Here is a 16,180-nt window from a genome sequence, read left to right as displayed (position 1 = left end):
GCCGGGGGGAAAGAACCCGGCACCCAGTTTCCGCCGATGGGCGGTTCGAAATGCGCACCCCGGGAAGGTAACGCTGGCCGTAGGCGAGGCGTGATCCGGGCAAGCATCGGCAGTAAAGGCAAGCCGCTGGCCCACGCCACCTGAGAGGGTGGCACCGAATTTCAACCGAGGCGGCGATGCGGCAGGGAATCGACATCGAGAGCGTGAAGGCGGCGCACCGCATCGAGGACGTGGTGCGCAACCGCTATCACGTCGCGCTGAAGCGCGACGGCCGCGAGTTCGTCGGACTGTCGCCGTTCAAGCGCGAGCGCACGGCGTCGTTCTACGTCCATCCCGGCAAGCAGGTGTTCAAATGTTTTGCGAGCGACGAGGGCGGCGATGTGATCCGCTTCGTGCAGCTCATGGACGGCTGCGATTTCCGCGAGGCACTCCAGACGCTGGCCGGATGGGCCGGGCTGCTGCCGCGCGAGGATGACGACGCCGAGGCGCGCGAGCGGCGCGAGAAGGCGGCGCAGGCGCAGGCCGAGAAGCGGCGCGTGCAGGAAGCCGCGACCGAGGAAGAAGAGCGGCGCGAGAAAGCCGCGAAGCTCCGCCGCGCCCGCGCAATCTGGGACGAATGCGTGCCCGCGCGCGGCACGCTGGTCGAGGTCTACCTCCGCTGGCGTTGCATCAATCTCGACGCGATGGAGGCCGTTTACGGGTTCCTCATTCCCGCGAGCCTCCGGTTTCACCCGGCGCTCGAATATCACCGGCAGGATGTGCATCACGTCGGCCCCGCGATGGTGGGCGCAATTCTCACGCGCGACCGCGATTTCGCGGGCGTGCATCGCACCTGGCTGGCGCCGGACGGGCGCGGCAAGGCGCGGCTGCCGAAGGCGAAACTGGCGCTCGGCAATGTGTGGGGTTCGCTCGGATTTCTGACCCCATTCGCGGCTGACGCGATCATGGGCGAGGGCTACGAGACGACGCTTTCGGTGATGAGCGATCTGGCCGAAGTCGGGCGGCGCGCGTGCTTTTTCAGCGGGTTGTCGCTCGGCAACATGACAGGCGGCGGGCTCAATGCCGTGCCGACGCTCGACAAGATCGGCGCGCTGATGCCGCGCGGTGTCGAGCGGCTCACGCTCCTCGGCGACGCCGACGGCAAAGACCCGGCGCGCACGCGGCTCATGCTGGATCGCGGCGCGCTCAAATTTCGCCAGGTGCAGGGAATCGACACGCGCATTGCGATGGCTGCGCCCGGCAAGGATTTTAACGACATGCTGATGGAGCGGCGCTGTGCAAATCGTGGCTAGGGCGGCGCGCGGCCAGCGCCTGAGGACCGAATATGACGAGATCGTCGCCGTGCGGCTGCGCCAGATCCGCGAGGAGCGCGGGCTGACGCAGGGCATGCTCGGCGCGGCCATCGGCGTCAGCATGCAGCAGATCCAGAAATACGAGACGGGCACGAACCGCATCAGCGCCGGCCGGCTCTATGCCGCGTCGCGCGTGCTGGGCGCACCGCTCGTCGAGTTTTACCGCGACCGTGGAGGCGCCGCACATGCTCGATAGCACTGACCGCCAGACATTCGGCTCCGAGGCCCTCGCGCGGCGCATCTATGCGCGCGTGATCGCGGCACAGACGTTTTTTCCGTGGGCGCAGTTGCGCGGCCCCCGCGACACGTGGACCGGTCAGCACCTCTCCGTGTGGCTGATGCGGCAGGCGGGTGTGCCGGTGGGCGCGATCGGCGCGCTGCTGCGCATCGATGAGCGCGAGATCCGCCACGCCGAACACCTGATGCGCCAGGCGCGGCTCGAATCCGAACCGCTGCGCGACTGGCTCGACGCCGAGGCGCGGCGTCTCCCGAAGTTCAAGATTTTGAGGGCTGCGTGATGAAGGCGAACTGGTACTACTCGCACAACCAAGAATATTATTTCGGCCCCTATGAAATTCGCGAAGAGGCGTTGCGCGAAGGGATCGCCGATAATCCGGATGTCGCCACCTATACGGCGCTCTGCACGCCGGGCAAGTTCTACGCCAAGGTGTTTGATCAAGGGCTGCTAGCTGAAGCCTTTGACGAGATAAACTCGGAAAACAGTGACCCTGACGACGATGAGTGTGCCACTGATCAGGTGACGGAAGATCAATGGTCCGATCTGGCGCGCGTGCTGAATGCTGCAGCGCAGGATTGGGCGGCGCGGCACAAGCTGGGCGTCTGGAAGTTCGAGGACGTTTCGGAAGAACAGAGGCACGAGCCTATCCCGGCAGAGGTGGCGTGATGGGGGGCGGGAACAAGCGCGCGGCGCTATCCGAGCGCGGCAACGATCTCTACGAGACGCCGCCGGAGGCCGTCTGGGCGCTGCTGGAGCATGAGAGGCTGCCCTTCGAGATCTGGGAGCCAGCCTGCGGGCCGGGGTCCATCGTGCGTGTTTTGCGTGCCGCCGAGCATAGCGTGTTCTCCAGCGACTTGGTGGATTACGGCTGGTTTCAGCAGGATCTGTCGGGCGCGGATTTCCTGATGGAGCGCGAAGCTCCGCGTTCGCGGGTCGGCGCCGGACGAATCGAATGCATCGTCACGAACCCGCCCTACAAACTCGCCTCGCAATTCGCGCAGCACGCGCTCGATCTCTGCCCGCGCGTCTGCATGCTGTTGCGGCTGGCGTTCATCACGGCGGGCAACAAGAACGATGCCGAAGGTCGCGCCCGGCGCGCGGTGCTCGACGGCGGGCATCTGGCTCGTGTGCTCGTGTTCCGGCGTCGTCTGCCGATGATGCACCGCGACGGCTGGACCGGGCCGCGCGTCAGCTCGCAGATGGATTACGCGTGGTTCGTGTGGGACCGCGAGCACCGAGGCGACACCACAATCAAGCGAATTTCGTGGGAGCCGCTCCGCGCGGCCAAGGAGGCGGCGTAATGGCATCGCTCAGCTCAATCTGGCAATTCATGCGCGAGCGGCCCGGCGACACGGTCGGCGCCATCGTTGCGGGGTTTTTCGTGGCGGCGTCAACCACGGTTGGCCTTGTGTTCGCGTGGGACGAATCGCAAACGATGCCGCTCGCGCTCACCGGCGCGCTGCTTGCCGTGATCCTCGCGGGCGAGCTGTACAAATCGTTTTACATCATGGTGACGTGGCGGCGCGGGCGCTGGGCTGCGGGGCTGATCGGCCTGCCGATCCTGGCTGTGTGCGTCGGCTACAGCCTCACCGCGAACAACCGCACGATGGAGAAATATTTCGGCCGTCACGAGTGGGCGACGGTGGCGGAAAGCCCCGCCTATCTCGCCGCGAAGGGCGACGCGGACGCCGCATTGCGCGCGATCAAGGCGATGGGCACGGTGCGGCCCACAGGCACGGTCCTCGCAGAACTTGACGGGAAACTCGCACTCTATGGACTCGGTGACTGCAAGATCATCGAAAACTACGTGCAGCGTAACAACTGCCCCACTGTAACGTCGCTGCGCGCTGAACTCGCAACCGCGCAGGAGCGCGACAAGCTGGCGACGGCCCTCGAAAAGGCCAAGGCGCGGATGGAGCGGCTCGCGCCCGCCGGCGGCAACGCCGACGCGCTCGGCCCGGTCGGCCAGGCGCTGGCGGCCGTGGGGCTTCCGGTCGGCTCCACGCAGGAGCTGCTCGCGCTCGTCGTCGTGTTCCTGATCGAGGCAGGCAGCCTCATTTCGCCGGCGGTTCTGATCGGCTCGAAGCCGCGCCCGAAAGCGCCGTCGTCGTCGTCAATCGTGGCGGCGAGCGCGGTGTCAGAGCGTCGTCAGGTCGAATTGGCGCGGATTGACGACGACGACGTGACCGGTTTTCCCGATCCACGCGTGGCCGATCTCGCGGCGTTTCTCGATGCCAATGTCGAGCGGCGCGAAGGGGCGCGGCTCGCCGCTGCGGACGCGCTGGCGGCCTATGAGCGGTGGAGCCGGGAGCGCGGGCGCGCCACGCCGCTCCTCTCCGAGACGGCGTTCTACCGCCATGTGAAGCGCACCTTCGGCCTCACCGGGAAGCGTGGGAGCCACGCGGGCGGGTTCGGGACCTGCTACCTCGGCGTGCAACTCAAACCGCGCAGGCATCCTGCAACGATCCTGCAATGGCCGCGCAACCGTGCAATCGAGAGTGCGAAACCCGCGCGCGATGATGCATCAACCGCGACGCAGGGCGCGTGACACCGTTCAACAGCAAGGAGAGAGTGATGACACAGGCAGCAACACCGGCGACGCAGGCGAAGCCGGAGTATGACGAGTTCAAAATCGCGGTCGGGTACGATCTGGAGGGGTGTCAGCAGGCGGACATCCTCGACGGCGACGGCGGCACGCAGTTCGACATAAAATGGGATCTGACCAGAGTCACGCTGCTGACGGTGCGCGTGCCGATCCGGCCGGAAATCCCCACGGTGACGGTGCCGTCGGACGAGGCATCTCTCCCGATCCTCGTCGAAGAAGCGGCATGAAGGAGAGATGACGATGGCTGAAGTTCAGACACAAATACCGCCGCTAGAGTCGCTGCCGCGAACGAAGGAAGGGTGGATTCCGATTGAGTATTTCAGCGAGGAGTTGTTCGCGTCGGGCGATCCCTTCCTCGTGCAACTCCATCCAGATAAAGGCGACGACTCGCCCATGGTCGACAAGGCGATCTGGATTCGCGATCCTCTTGGAGATGAATCCGTCTATTTCGCAGGAGAATGGCGGTGCATGCCCGGTTTTCTCATCCACAAGATGGAACCGAAGGCGTTCCGGCCCATGCCGCCGACAGCGAACCTCGACGAACTGCGCGCGCTGACGCTGCCTGCGGCGGCATAAAACAAGGAAGCCGCAGAGGAGGTTGCGTCTCCCTGCGGCTCAGCTTCCGTGCGAAGCTCCCGCGCGTGCTGGTAACACTCGCGGGCGGCGGACGGGTGCGACGTTTGTGGATCTCAACCTAGCGTCCGTTGCGTGGACGAAACTAGCACACCGTATGTAGTGGTGCAACTTATACAGTTTTGTCCACATCTAGCGGGCGCGCCATCGGCGCGGCCATGACAGACGATCTATTTCCGAAAGAAAATCAGGTGCTTGCCGCGCTCGATGCGGCTGAGGCACCCGGCGCGGTCGACGACGCCGAGCTTGCCAAGCTGGAGCTGAACGACCTCGGCAATGCGCGGCGCATGCTGGCGCGATTCGGTAGCGACATCGCTTATACCGACGAGCGCGGCTGGCTCGCCTGGGACGGCACACGCTGGTCGGATCGCGACGGCGCGGCCGTGGCGCGGCGCTACGCACACAAGACGAGCGATGCGCTGTGGGACGAGGTGCAGCACGTCGTCGGCGACCGCAAGAAATCGTTCCGCAAGCACGCCGTGCGCAGCGGCAACAGCGGCGGAATCGCCTCGATGTTGACCGAGGCGGCGGCCTACAGCCGCAAAGTCAGCGACGATTTCGACGCACATCCCTATCTGCTGAACGTCCAGAACGGCACGCTGTTTTTGCGCGCGGAGGGCGAAGACGATGTCGTGCAGCTCCGCAAGCACAACCGCTTTGACCTGATCACACGGTGCTGCACCGTCCGCTATAACCCCGACGCACCCACGCCGAAGCGCTGGCTGAAATTCCTCGAAGAGTGTCAGCCCGAGGAGGATATGCGCCGCTTCATTCAGCAGTGGCTCGGCTACTGCCTCTCGGGCTCGATCCTCGAACAATGCGTGGCGATTTTCGAGGGTCAGGGATCGAACGGCAAATCGACCATCATCGACGTGGTTTCCACGATCCTCGGCGACTACGCGGCGACGACGCCAATCGAGACGTGGCTCTACACGGATCGTAAATCAGGCTCCGGACCGTCACCCGACCTGGCCGAATTGCCCGGCGTGCGTCTCGTGCGCACGAGCGAGCCGGAGGCCGGCGTTCGTCTCTCGGAAAGCGTCATCAAGCAGTGGACCGGCGGCGAACGCATGAAGGCGCGCCACCTCAACAAGCCGTTCTTCGAGTTCAAGCCGGTCGGCAAGCTCACGATGTCGCTGAACGTCAAGCCCTCGATCGTCGGCAAGGATTTCGGCATCCGGCGGCGAATCCATGTCGTTCCGTTCCGCCGCACCTTCACACGCACGCCGGGGCGCGATTTCACCGCCGAGCTGCTTGAGGAACGCGAGGGGATACTCAACTGGTTGCTCGATGGATGGCGCGATTATCACGTCGAGGGGCTGCGCGTTCCTGCGGCTGTGTTGGCGGCGACAGATGCGTATTTTGCCGAGAATGACCCTATCGGCCAGTTCGTGCTCACCGCCTGCGAAACGCGCCCCGCTGCCGCCGCCACAGATGAATTCAAATCCTCTGCCTCCGAGCTTTATGCGGGATACCGCAAATGGTGCGAAATGAACAACGAAGAGCCGAAAAAGCAGACGCCGTTCGGGCGCAGGCTCAACGATTTAGGGTATCCCAAAGTAATGGGAACGGGTGGCTATGTAAAACGGATCGGGATCAAGTTGAAAATCGAGTATTGGCCGAGCGGCGCAGATGCGTGACGCGTGAGTTGATAGTGGGTGCGTTGTCTGTCAACTGACCGTCAATTTTTGAGTTGATAGAGGTTGAGTGTTGTTGAGTGATGATCGCGTCTCTGTCAATTCCTCAAATCGTTGATTATGAACGATTTTAGCATCGAGAGTTGATAGAGTTGATAGTTTGAGCATGTGTTAATATACGCAAAAAGGAACGCCATGCAAAACGCCTATAAAATCGCTCCTTTGCCCCGTGAATCTATAGGCGCAAGCCGTAAACTCCCTCGAACTGTCAATCCGTCAACTGTCGCCGACACGCGCACACCAGCGACGATGCGCGAGCTGCTCGAATGGACCTATGCTCGCCAGATCGTGCAGCGCGACGAGGGCGGCTTCGGGCCCGGCGAGGCGTCGATTTCGGCGACGGGGCGCGTGTGCGGCGACCTCGCCACGGGCGCGGTGATCCGCGCGCAGGGCATGAAGCTCGGCATCAAGGCACACGCCGACGCCTACACGGTCCACGACTTCGTGCGCCGCCTGCAGGCGGGCGAGCGGCAGCTCGTGATGCGCTGCGCCGAGGATGAGCGCACGCCCGACTGGTGCCCGCGCTGCCCGCCGCTGCGCGTCGTCGCCGAGCTGAAGGCGGGGCTGCCGCGCACGCTGAAGGACAGGCGCGGCAAGCCGGTGGCCTGCGTGATCGACTATGAGGGATGGCCGCCCGCGCGCGCCGAGGCCGCGCTCTGGCACGCCCGCGCCACCTATGAGACGTGGCACTGCGCGCTGCGCATCCTGCGCGATGCGATGATGGCGGCGGATGCGCTCACCCGCTGGCGGCTGACGGGCATCGGCGCGGAGCGCGAGCCGTGGGGCGTGAGATGAGTGGGAACGGGCTTGATCCCGTGTCCGGCTACGTGGTTGACGTGTCGCCAGCGGCAAATGATTTGCGCGCTTATGACCGGCTGCCGCCGCGCGTGCGTGAGGTATTGCGAAACGCCTCACTTGATTTGTCGGCTCAGGACGCGGAGCGGCAGTGGAGACTATACGGCGAGCTATCCGCTATCGCAGCGGCTCACCGCGCGACTGAGTCCATGTCGATTATACTCAGGAAAAAGGGAGAATGGGCATGACCAAGAAAGCGGCTTATGCAGAGAAGACGAGCGTGAGCGTGGCGTCGAGCCGCGCGGAGCTTGAGACGATCCTCGAACGCTATGGCGCCACGCACACGGCGTTTTTCAACGAGCCGGGGCGTGCGATGGTGGCGTTTCGCATCGGCGAGCGCAATGTGCGCATGACGCTGATCGTGCCGGACAAGTCCGCGCCGCAGTTCCAGCAGGAAACGGTGCGAAACAACCAATATCGATCTCATACGCGGCAGGCGACCCCGGAGCGGGCGCACGCGCTGTGGGAACAGGCGTGCCGCACGAAGTGGCGCGCGCTCGTGCTGGCCGTGAAGGCAAAGCTCGTGTCGGTCGAAGAGGGGATCGAAACGCTCGAACAGGCGTTCATGGCGCATGTGGTGATGCCGGACGGGCGCACAGTCGAGGAGCATGTGTCGCGCAATATCGCCCTTGCATATCAAGGCGATAGCAGCGTGAGGTTGCTGCCGTCGCCAGATGGTGCGCGGTAGTTATCCACAACCCAAGCGAGAAGGGCTTGCGCGCGCCTAGAATCCTTGACATCGTGAGGTCAAATGGCGCGTAGAGTACACGGTAGGCACAATGCCCACGGCGCCCGGAACATTCCGCCCAGACAATCAGACACGAGACGAGCGCGAGCGCGAACGCAAGCGCGAGTTTGATCGCTATCGCGAGCCGAGCCACGTGCGCGGCTACAATCACCGATGGCGGAAGGCCCGCGCGACGTATCTGCGGTCGCACCCGCTGTGTGCGATGTGCTGGGCTGACGGCGTGGCAACGCCCGCAACTGTGGTGGATCACATCACACCGCACAAGGGCGACAGCACTCTGTTCTGGGACACGAACAACTGGCAGGCGCTGTGCAAGCGCCACCACGACGAGAAGACGGCGCGCGAGGATAGCAACTTCGGCACGCCGGATGGTCGGAAGGGCTGACCCCTCCCCCCATCTCGAAATCTCTACACCCTTTCGCGCCTCAACCGCGCGCCTAATCGAAAACTCCGCCGGAGCGGGTTTTCTGAAACTTTTTTCGGCACTTACGGAGAAACCCATGCGCCCCATCGCTGCGCTGCTGATCGCGCTTGCCCTCACCACGCCCGCCGCCGCGCACCCGCATCATCGCCGCCCGGCTCCTCCGCCGCCTGGCCCCGAGTGCCGCGAACCGATCCGCGCCGCTGGCGACGCCTATCACCTCATCCGCTCGGCGCAGCGCTCGGCCGTGAAGCGCTGGCAGGAGCAAGTCATCAACGCGCACGGCGAGCGCTTCATGACGTGGGAACTCGCCCGCGTCGTGGATGTGCATTGCGACCCCGCGCGCGTTGGCGGCAGCAACACGCTGCTCGACCTCAAGCGCTGCGTCGTCGTCGCGCGCCCCTGCAAGAACGATTAACCGAATCCCTTCCGCGAGGGTGGCCGGTCTTGGCGGGGCGGACCTTAAACGCCCCGCACCAATTCCAATTCCCCCACGGGATCACCAATTCGGGGGCGCCGGACGGTGCACACCATAACTCGGCAATGACACGGCTTGCGACCAAAGCGACCGGCGTTCGCGCCGGAGTCACTGGGCAACGGAAACGAACAAGGGCGGCTACCTCTCCTGGCCGTAGGTAAGATTCAAGGCCGCCCGCTCCCGAACCTGAATACCCCCCGGCGGCGGGGCGGCAATCCGGCCGCCCCGCACCATTTTCCCGGCCTCAGCAAAATGGTCCGATGACCGATACAGTCGAAATCGCCGACGCGCCGGAGTGGCTCGACGCCGCCGGGCGCGAAATCTGGCAGCTCACCGCGCCGGAACTGCGCCGCGCGGGGCTGCTGCTGCCGTCCGAGGAACCCGCGCTCGCGCGCTACTGCGATCACGTCGCCCGCTGGCTGAAGCTCCGCGCGAAGGTGAACGCGATCGGCGAGACCTACGAGACCGAAAGCAAACACTGCAAGCTCCAGCGCATCAACCCGGACCTGAAGGCGATGCTCGACATCGAGGGCAAGATCGAGGGGCTCGAAGACCGCTTCGCGCTCACGCCGCTGATGCGGTTCAAGCTCAAGGAAATCCGCGCCCGCAGCGAAGGCGACGGGCCGCGCCCGGTGCTGTCGCTGCCGTTCGAGGATGACGAGGCGCCCGAAAATCGCGCCGAAGCTGCCGCCGCCACAGCCGCCCCCGCTACGCCCTTTGGGATTTTGAACTAGGAGCTTGTCATGCCGCCTTTCCGTCGCCCGCGCGCAGAGGATACCAGCGATCTCGAAGATGAGCTGAATGCACTCGCCCGTGAACAGCGGGAAATCGCTGATTACGCCATCACCTATGCGCAAAACGCGCTGTCTCGGGCCTACGCGCCGGATGTGGTGCGCAGTGTCGGTGATTATTTCCATGAGACCGCCGACAAAAGCGATGAGCTGCAGGAGCGCAAGAAAGAGATCGTAGCGCGGATGCAGGAGATTGATCCCGACCGAGTGAGCAGCCTCGGCTGGGACGCGATTTTAGACTGACGACATCGTGGGCGCGACTTTGGGATTTTGAACTGATGCTCTCCGACGAAGAATTCGCCGTGGTCGTTGCTGAACTTGGCGTTCTGCGCGACGCTTATATGCCGATCAGCAACAAATGGCTGTCCCTCGAAGAGCAGATGATGAAAGTTGGCGAGGAGCAAACCGCCGTCGAGCGCGAGCGCAATCGGCATCCTGACGACAGTCAGGAATACAAAGAACTTGACGATCAGTATTGGGCACTTGACGGCAAGATTCAGGACCTAGGTGAGGAAATGGAGAGGATTCAAGAGGAATCTGACCCGTATATAGATAAAGCACAAAATATTATCGATGCGTTGTCTGACGAAGATTTTGAACGCCTGCCGGAACATCTTAACGCTCAAAATTGGTAGATGACAGCCCTCGCCCGCATCCCCGACACGTCGCCGGACCTCGCACGCATGCCGGAGCACGTGCTGCGCACGGTCGCGCTCACGCCCGGCGCGCAGTACGACCAGCGCACCGCCGACGCGGCCGCCGCGTTCTTCCCGCGCTATCTGCGGGGCGTCGAGGGCAGCTATTACGGCCGTCCGTTCCGTCTCTCGCCGTGGCAGGAGTTCGACATCATTCGCCCCCTGTTCGGCTGGAAACGGCCGGACGGCTCGCGCCTCTTCCGCAAGGCCCGGCTATGGGTGCCACGTAAAAATGGCAAAACCACGCTGGCCGCAGGCGTCGGGCTGCTCGTGCTCGCGGGCGATCGGGAGTATGGCGCGCAGATCTACTCGACCGCCACCAACGAGGAGCAGGCGAAGTTGGTGTTCGACATCGGCGGCGCGATGCTCGGGCAGTCGCCGGAGCTGTCGCAGCGCCTCGAAAAATTCGCGAAGAAGATCGTTTTCGCGGAGATGAACTCGAAGTGGGAGCCGCTCACCGCCAAGCCGAAGGGCAAGCACGGGCTCAACACCCACCTCAAGATCGGCGACGAGCTGCACGAGTGGTCAGACGACAAATTAGATCAGTTCATTCGCCAGAGCATGGCTGCGCGCCGCCAGCCGCTGGAATTCGACACCTCGACGGCGGGCGAACGGCGCGGATTCGGCTGGGAGGCGTATCAGCAGGATCAGAAATACCTCGAAGGCGCCCTCGAAGATCCGGAACGGCTGATCGCGCATTACGCCGCCGGGCCCGATGACGACTGGCAGCAGGAGGAAACGTGGCGCAAGGCGAACCCGAACTGGGGCATCAGCGTGCGCCCCGACTTCATTCGAAGCGAATTTCGCAAGGCGATGGACAACCCGCGCCTCGAAAACGATTTCCGGCGCTATCACCTCAATCAGTGGACCGAGCAGGCGGTGCGCTGGCTGCAAATTCACCGCTGGGTGAAGTGCTGCGACGAAACGCGGCCCGACGCCTGGCGCACGATCCTCGACGAATGCCGGGGGCGGCCCTGCTACATCGGCATCGACGTATCGAGCGTGCAGGATCTGACCGCCGTGATCTACGTGTTTCCGCCCGCCGGCGGCGACATGCGCACGCGCGTTGCCTGCCGCCTGTACGTGCCCGCCGACAACATCGAGCTGCGCGTCAAGCGCGACGGCGTGCCCTACGACAAGTGGGCGGCGCAGGGCTCGCTGATAGCGACCGAGGGAAACACCATCGATCAGGAGACGATCTTCGCCGACATTCAGCGCGATGCGGCAAAGCTCAGCGTGATGCGCGTCGGGATCGACAAGTGGAACACGGGCTGGCTCGGCCCGAAATTGGTCGAGCATTTCGGCATGGCGCGCAATCCGCGCACCGGTAAGCAGGAACCGCGCGTGATGATGGTGCAGCAGGGCTACGGCTCTATGTCGCCGGGCGCGAAAGAGCTGGAGCGTCTCGTCGTGGCGGGGAGCCTCGATCACGGCGGCCACCCGGTGCTGAAGTGGATGGCGAGCAACGTGGCGGTGAGCGTCGGCAAGCAGGGCGACATCGTGCCGATCAAGGATAAGTCGACTGACCGCATTGACGGCATTGTCGCGACCATCATCGCGCTGACCCTCGCCATGGCGGAAGCCGTGCCCGCAGCAGCTCACGACGGCGAGCTGCGCGCCATGTCGATCGATGTTGCGACCGGGCACGACACGTTTAACGACCCACAGCCGGTCGAAACCAATGCGCCGCCAACCGGCGCCGAGCCAAAGCTTTGGGTGCTTTGATGGCAAAATCAAATCCCGCCGCGTCGCTCTGGCATCGCGTGCAGGGCGCAACGCGCGTCCTGATGGGGCAGGCGAAGCCTATGACGACGGCTGATCTCGTGAAGGAAATCGCGGAATCGCGGCGCACGGCGAGCGGAGTCTACGTCGGCGAAGCGAACGCCCTGTGCATCCCTGCCGTTTACGGGTGCGTGCGCATCATCAGTCAGGCGCTCGCGAAGTGCCCGTTCATGGTCTACCGCCTTGAAGAGCGGAAGGGACACCTCGCGCGCATTCCGGTGCGCGATCATCCGGCGTCGCTGCTGCTGAACGTCGAGCCAAACCGCTATCGCATGGCGCCGTTCACGCTCAAGCAGATGATGGTTGCTCATATCTTGCTGCGCGGCAACTCCTACACCTTCGTTCGCCGATCCGGCAACAAGCTCGTCGAACTCATCCCGCTGCACCCGGATCGCATGGCTCTTGATGACGTGTTCGAGCCAGGGCCATCGGGTGAACTCGGCGTGATCTACCACTATTCTTGGGCGCGGGGCGGCTCACAATACTTCCGCAACGAGGAAATTCTGCACCTGCGGGGCGTTTGTCTCGACGGCGTGATGGGTGTTTCCCTTCTCGACTCCGCCCGCGAGGCGATGGGGCTTGCGATTCAGCAAGAACGGTTCGCCGCCAAGCTGTTTGCGAACGGAGCGTCACCGTCCGGTGTCGTGAAATATCAGGGCCACTTCGACGATGAAGCGTTCGAGCGCTTTCGCAAGCGCTGGCGCGATCTCTATTCCGGCGCCGACAACGCTCACAAGGTGGTCATCCTCGAAGATGGTATGGACTGGACGCCGATGGCGTGGAACGCGGAGGAAACGCAGTTCTACGACGGGCGGAAATTCCAGCGCTCTGAAATCGCGATGTATTTCGGGGTGCCGCCGCACATGCTCGGCGACGTGGACAAGGCAACGTCGTGGGGCTCGGGCATCGAACAGCAGGCCATCGGCTTCGTGCAGCACACAATCGATCCATGGGGAGAGGTTGTCGGCCAGCAGATGACCGTCTCGTTGCTCACGGAAGCCGAACGTTCCAATCACATGATCGCATGCGACCTGCGCGGCCTCATCCGCGGCGACCTGCAGAGCCGCGCCACCGCCTACAAGATATTGCGCGAGATCGAAGCGATGAACCCGAACGAGATCCGCGCCGAGCTGGGCATGAACCCGCGCGAGGACGAGGGCGGCGACGACTACGGCGTGCCCGTGAAGCGCGTGGATCAGAAACCGCAAACTCAAGGCGAGGCAAAAAATGCCCCAACTGCCCTCATTTCCCGCCGTCCCGAAGCGCTTCCTCGCCCGTAAACGCGCTGAAGCGGCTCCAGAGGCCAAAATCGCCGTGCGCGCCTTCGTTGGCGGCAACGAGATCGACATTTACGGCGATATCGGCCCGAACGGCATCTCGGCAGCCGCTTTTCGTCAGTCTCTGGCGCAGGCGGACGCCGGGGACATCGTTCTGCGCATCAATTCGACCGGCGGGGACATCTTCGACGGGCTCGCGATCTACAATGACCTCGTCGCCAGCGGTCGAAACGTCATCGTGCGCATCACTGGCGTAGCGGGTTCCGCCGCATCGGTGATCGCGATGGCCGGAACGCGCATCGAGATCGCCCCGAACGCGCATTTCATGATCCACAACGCGTGGTGCATGGACTGCGGCAACGCGAAGGAGCTGCGCGAGACGGCGGTGCTGCTCGAACAGATCGATGCAGGCATGGCTGAAACCTACGCCGCCCGCACCGGCCTCGGCGTGGATGAGATCCGCGCCATGATGGACCGGGAAACATGGTTGTCGGCCTCCGACGCCGTTCAGAAGAAGTTCTGTGACGCGCTGATGCCGGGCGTTTCGCCCCGTGCCTCCGCGCCGCAAGCGCCATCGCCGCGTCAGTCGCGGCGGTCGAGTGATGAAGACGCCTCGGCGGTCGCGGAGTTCGCGAGGCAGATCAGAAGTAATGCGGCGAGGCTCCGGGGAATGACAAGAGGAGGGGCGAATGCCCGAAGCAACTGAGACACAGGATGTCATCGCGCGTTCGCGCGAAACCCGCGAGCGTATCAGCGCGGAAATGGCAGCTCGTAACGGCGAGCGGCGCGCGCCCCGCGCCGAGCGTCCGCACCATCGCGACATGCGCGCTGCGATCGACGAGATGAACCGTTCGCTCGCCGCGCTGCGCGACGATGTGGGTACGCGCCTGACCGCGCTGGAAAAGCGTAACGGTCGCGATCCCCTCGCGCAGCTCCGCGAAGATCGTCTCGCCGATGAAGCGGCGCGCACCGAGGACGCCGTGCGTCAGCTCACGAAGCCGTCCGCAGCGGCGCGGCCGGGCACGAGTAAGCAGGAAACCGAGTACAAGGGCGAGTTTTTCGCCTTCATGCGCAAGGGCGCGACCGGCAAGCTCGAAAGCATTACTCCGCAAGCCCGCGCAGCTTCCACGTTTGACGTGGATCGCGGCGGCTTTCTCGTGCCCGAGGAATGGGAGACCGGTATTGAGCGCGTGCTCGAAACGGACACGGTAATGCGCTCACTCGCCTCTGTGCGCAGCGTAACGACCCAAAAACTTGCCAAGATGGCAAGCATCGGGGGCACGAACGTCTCCAACGTCGGTGAGCTTGATGATCGCGGCGAAACCGATATGTCGCGCCTGCGCAAGTTGGAGTTTCAAGTACACGAGCGCTATGCGCAGCCGATCATTACGGAAATTCTCCTCGAAGATGCAAATTTTGACATCGAAGGGTGGATACGCAGCGAATTGGAAATCGCATATAGGGACGATGAGGCGCGAACGTTCCTCTTGGGAAATGGAACAAGTGAGCCGCAAGGTCTGCTCACCGTGCCGGTCAAGGCGCAGGCGGGCTACGGCGATTACGACGCATCGGCTGATTACGGCAAGGTCGGCTATGTCAAAACCGGCGGTGCCACGGGATTCGCGGCGTCGAGCCCCTCGGACGTGTTCCTTGACGTGCTCTATTGCCTCAAATCCGCGTCGCTCAAAAGTTCTCGCTGGCTGATGCACCGCACCACGGCAGCGCAGGTCCGTAAGTTCAAGCTGACGACGGGCGAATATCTCTGGGAACAGAGCTTCCAAGGCGGGGTGTTGCAGCCGACTTTGCTCGGTTATCCGATTGATTTCGACGATTTCATGCCGACCCTCGGTGCGAATAAATTCCCCATTGCGTTCGGCGATTTCGCGCGGACCTATCTGATCCTCGACCGTAAGGGCGTGACGATGACGCGCGATAACCTCACGCGGAAGGGCTTCGTCAAGTTCTACACGACGAAGCGCTACGGCGGCGGCGTGCAGAGCTTCGAGCACATGAAGTTCCTGAAGTGCGAGGCGTAAGGCTGCGCTGAACAGGCGCAGCCATCGCGCGCGCCAAAGCCGGGCGGCGGCTCATAACCCAACCGCCCGGCTTCCATCCCGAAAAAACAAGGATCTCCCATGGGCTCTGCATCCCGAAATCGCGTCGCCGAGTCGAAATATATCGCCGTGTTCAACGGCGTAGCACCGGCCGATCAAACCGCCGTCGAGGTGGACCGCATCCAGAACGGCGTGATCTATCGCGCGATGGACATCGTTTTCGCGGTCAACGCCGAAAATGCGTCAGATACGCTTTCCAACGCGCTCAAGCTCGAACTCATCCTCCAGCACAGCGACGCGTCCGGCTCCGGCCAAGCGGCTGTGACAGCGGACGATCTCGTCGGCGACATCGAGGCGACTGTGTCGAGCGGCATCGTAAAGGCCATCGACTCCCCGGCCGAGGCCGCAGGCATCTACAAAATCGGTTACGTCGGCAACAAGCGTTACGTGACAATCGATCTCGAAGCGACCGGCACCTTTACCGGCGGCGTCCCGCTGTCGTCGGTTTTCGTGCGTCTCTCCGATCCGAGCCTTTCGCCGGTCAGCTAACCCGT

22 protein-coding genes are annotated in these 16,180 nt (G+C 63.6%); all 22 read left to right on the top strand.

All coding sequences use genetic code 11. From position 1 onward, the window contains the following. The first annotated feature begins 176 nt into the window (after nucleotides 1-176). The gene (locus EK416_RS13725) at nucleotides 177-1,292 is read left to right on the top strand and encodes a DUF7146 domain-containing protein (RefSeq protein WP_127078416.1); all 1,116 of its coding nucleotides are present in this window, start codon (nucleotides 177-179) and stop codon (nucleotides 1,290-1,292) included. Continuing rightward, the gene (locus EK416_RS13720; RefSeq protein ID WP_127078414.1) at nucleotides 1,276-1,548 is read left to right on the top strand and encodes a helix-turn-helix domain-containing protein; all 273 of its coding nucleotides are present in this window, start codon (nucleotides 1,276-1,278) and stop codon (nucleotides 1,546-1,548) included. The genes EK416_RS13725 and EK416_RS13720 overlap by 17 nt, the downstream gene beginning before the upstream one ends. Next, entirely contained in the window at nucleotides 1,538-1,870 is a 333-nt protein-coding gene (locus tag EK416_RS13715; protein WP_127078412.1) for a hypothetical protein, read from the top strand. Before EK416_RS13720 ends, EK416_RS13715 begins: the two co-directional genes overlap by 11 nt. Then, nucleotides 1,867-2,256, top strand: a complete 390-nt coding sequence (locus EK416_RS13710; RefSeq protein ID WP_127078410.1) for a hypothetical protein — start codon at nucleotides 1,867-1,869, stop codon at nucleotides 2,254-2,256. Before EK416_RS13715 ends, EK416_RS13710 begins: the two co-directional genes overlap by 4 nt. Next, on the top strand, nucleotides 2,256-2,891 hold the full coding sequence (locus EK416_RS13705) for a class I SAM-dependent methyltransferase (RefSeq protein ID WP_127078408.1): 636 nt from the start codon (nucleotides 2,256-2,258) through the stop codon (nucleotides 2,889-2,891). Before EK416_RS13710 ends, EK416_RS13705 begins: the two co-directional genes overlap by 1 nt. Continuing rightward, a complete protein-coding gene (locus tag EK416_RS13700; RefSeq protein ID WP_127078406.1) occupies nucleotides 2,891-4,138 on the top strand; it encodes a hypothetical protein in 1,248 nt (415 codons plus the stop codon). Before EK416_RS13705 ends, EK416_RS13700 begins: the two co-directional genes overlap by 1 nt. 26 nt (nucleotides 4,139-4,164) lie before the next feature. Continuing rightward, entirely contained in the window at nucleotides 4,165-4,422 is a 258-nt protein-coding gene (locus EK416_RS13695) for a hypothetical protein (protein ID WP_127078404.1), read from the top strand. A gap of 13 nt (nucleotides 4,423-4,435) precedes the next feature. Next, on the top strand, nucleotides 4,436-4,771 hold the full coding sequence (locus EK416_RS13690; protein WP_127078402.1) for a hypothetical protein: 336 nt from the start codon (nucleotides 4,436-4,438) through the stop codon (nucleotides 4,769-4,771). A 215-nt stretch (nucleotides 4,772-4,986) separates the two neighbouring features. Beyond that, entirely contained in the window at nucleotides 4,987-6,468 is a 1,482-nt protein-coding gene (locus EK416_RS13685; RefSeq protein ID WP_127078400.1) for a DNA primase family protein, read from the top strand. 306 nt (nucleotides 6,469-6,774) lie between these two features. After that, entirely contained in the window at nucleotides 6,775-7,320 is a 546-nt protein-coding gene (locus EK416_RS13680) for a hypothetical protein (RefSeq protein ID WP_127078398.1), read from the top strand. Further along, nucleotides 7,317-7,568 (top strand): DUF6525 family protein, encoded by a 252-nt coding sequence (locus EK416_RS18240; protein WP_425376119.1) that lies wholly within the window; start codon nucleotides 7,317-7,319, stop codon nucleotides 7,566-7,568. Before EK416_RS13680 ends, EK416_RS18240 begins: the two co-directional genes overlap by 4 nt. Further along, nucleotides 7,565-8,068: a hypothetical protein gene (locus EK416_RS13675; RefSeq protein WP_127078396.1), complete on the top strand. Its 504-nt coding sequence runs from the start codon at nucleotides 7,565-7,567 to the stop codon at nucleotides 8,066-8,068. Before EK416_RS18240 ends, EK416_RS13675 begins: the two co-directional genes overlap by 4 nt. A 91-nt stretch (nucleotides 8,069-8,159) precedes the next feature. Beyond that, on the top strand, nucleotides 8,160-8,513 hold the full coding sequence (locus EK416_RS13670) for an HNH endonuclease signature motif containing protein (protein ID WP_127078394.1): 354 nt from the start codon (nucleotides 8,160-8,162) through the stop codon (nucleotides 8,511-8,513). A 115-nt stretch (nucleotides 8,514-8,628) separates the two neighbouring features. Beyond that, complete coding sequence (locus tag EK416_RS13665; protein ID WP_127078392.1) at nucleotides 8,629-8,967, top strand: hypothetical protein; 339 nt, start codon at nucleotides 8,629-8,631, stop codon at nucleotides 8,965-8,967. A gap of 320 nt (nucleotides 8,968-9,287) precedes the next feature. Then, on the top strand, nucleotides 9,288-9,761 hold the full coding sequence (locus EK416_RS13660; protein WP_127078390.1) for a phage terminase small subunit P27 family: 474 nt from the start codon (nucleotides 9,288-9,290) through the stop codon (nucleotides 9,759-9,761). Nucleotides 9,762-9,770: 9 nt separating this feature from the next. Continuing rightward, nucleotides 9,771-10,061, top strand: a complete 291-nt coding sequence (locus EK416_RS13655) for a hypothetical protein (protein WP_127078388.1) — start codon at nucleotides 9,771-9,773, stop codon at nucleotides 10,059-10,061. A gap of 35 nt (nucleotides 10,062-10,096) precedes the next feature. Next, the gene (locus EK416_RS13650) at nucleotides 10,097-10,453 is read left to right on the top strand and encodes a hypothetical protein (protein WP_127078386.1); all 357 of its coding nucleotides are present in this window, start codon (nucleotides 10,097-10,099) and stop codon (nucleotides 10,451-10,453) included. After that, nucleotides 10,454-12,238 carry a terminase large subunit gene (locus EK416_RS13645; RefSeq protein WP_127078384.1) on the top strand — a complete coding sequence of 595 codons (1,785 nt, stop codon included), beginning with the start codon at nucleotides 10,454-10,456 and terminating at the stop codon, nucleotides 12,236-12,238. Continuing rightward, nucleotides 12,238-13,575, top strand: coding sequence for a phage portal protein (locus EK416_RS13640; protein ID WP_127078382.1), 1,338 nt, complete (start codon nucleotides 12,238-12,240; stop codon nucleotides 13,573-13,575). Before EK416_RS13645 ends, EK416_RS13640 begins: the two co-directional genes overlap by 1 nt. Beyond that, entirely contained in the window at nucleotides 13,523-14,278 is a 756-nt protein-coding gene (locus EK416_RS13635) for a head maturation protease, ClpP-related (protein WP_127078380.1), read from the top strand. Before EK416_RS13640 ends, EK416_RS13635 begins: the two co-directional genes overlap by 53 nt. Beyond that, the gene (locus EK416_RS13630) at nucleotides 14,262-15,608 is read left to right on the top strand and encodes a phage major capsid protein (RefSeq protein WP_127078378.1); all 1,347 of its coding nucleotides are present in this window, start codon (nucleotides 14,262-14,264) and stop codon (nucleotides 15,606-15,608) included. The genes EK416_RS13635 and EK416_RS13630 overlap by 17 nt, the downstream gene beginning before the upstream one ends. A gap of 99 nt (nucleotides 15,609-15,707) precedes the next feature. Further along, on the top strand, nucleotides 15,708-16,175 hold the full coding sequence (locus tag EK416_RS13625; protein WP_127078376.1) for a hypothetical protein: 468 nt from the start codon (nucleotides 15,708-15,710) through the stop codon (nucleotides 16,173-16,175). Nucleotides 16,176-16,180: the final 5 nt, after the last annotated feature.

The organism is Rhodomicrobium lacus, assembly GCF_003992725.1.
Taxonomy (GTDB): domain Bacteria; phylum Pseudomonadota; class Alphaproteobacteria; order Rhizobiales; family Rhodomicrobiaceae; genus Rhodomicrobium; species Rhodomicrobium lacus.
Note: the sequence above shows the minus strand (reverse complement) of the source record. Positions and strands in the feature narration are given on the sequence as shown.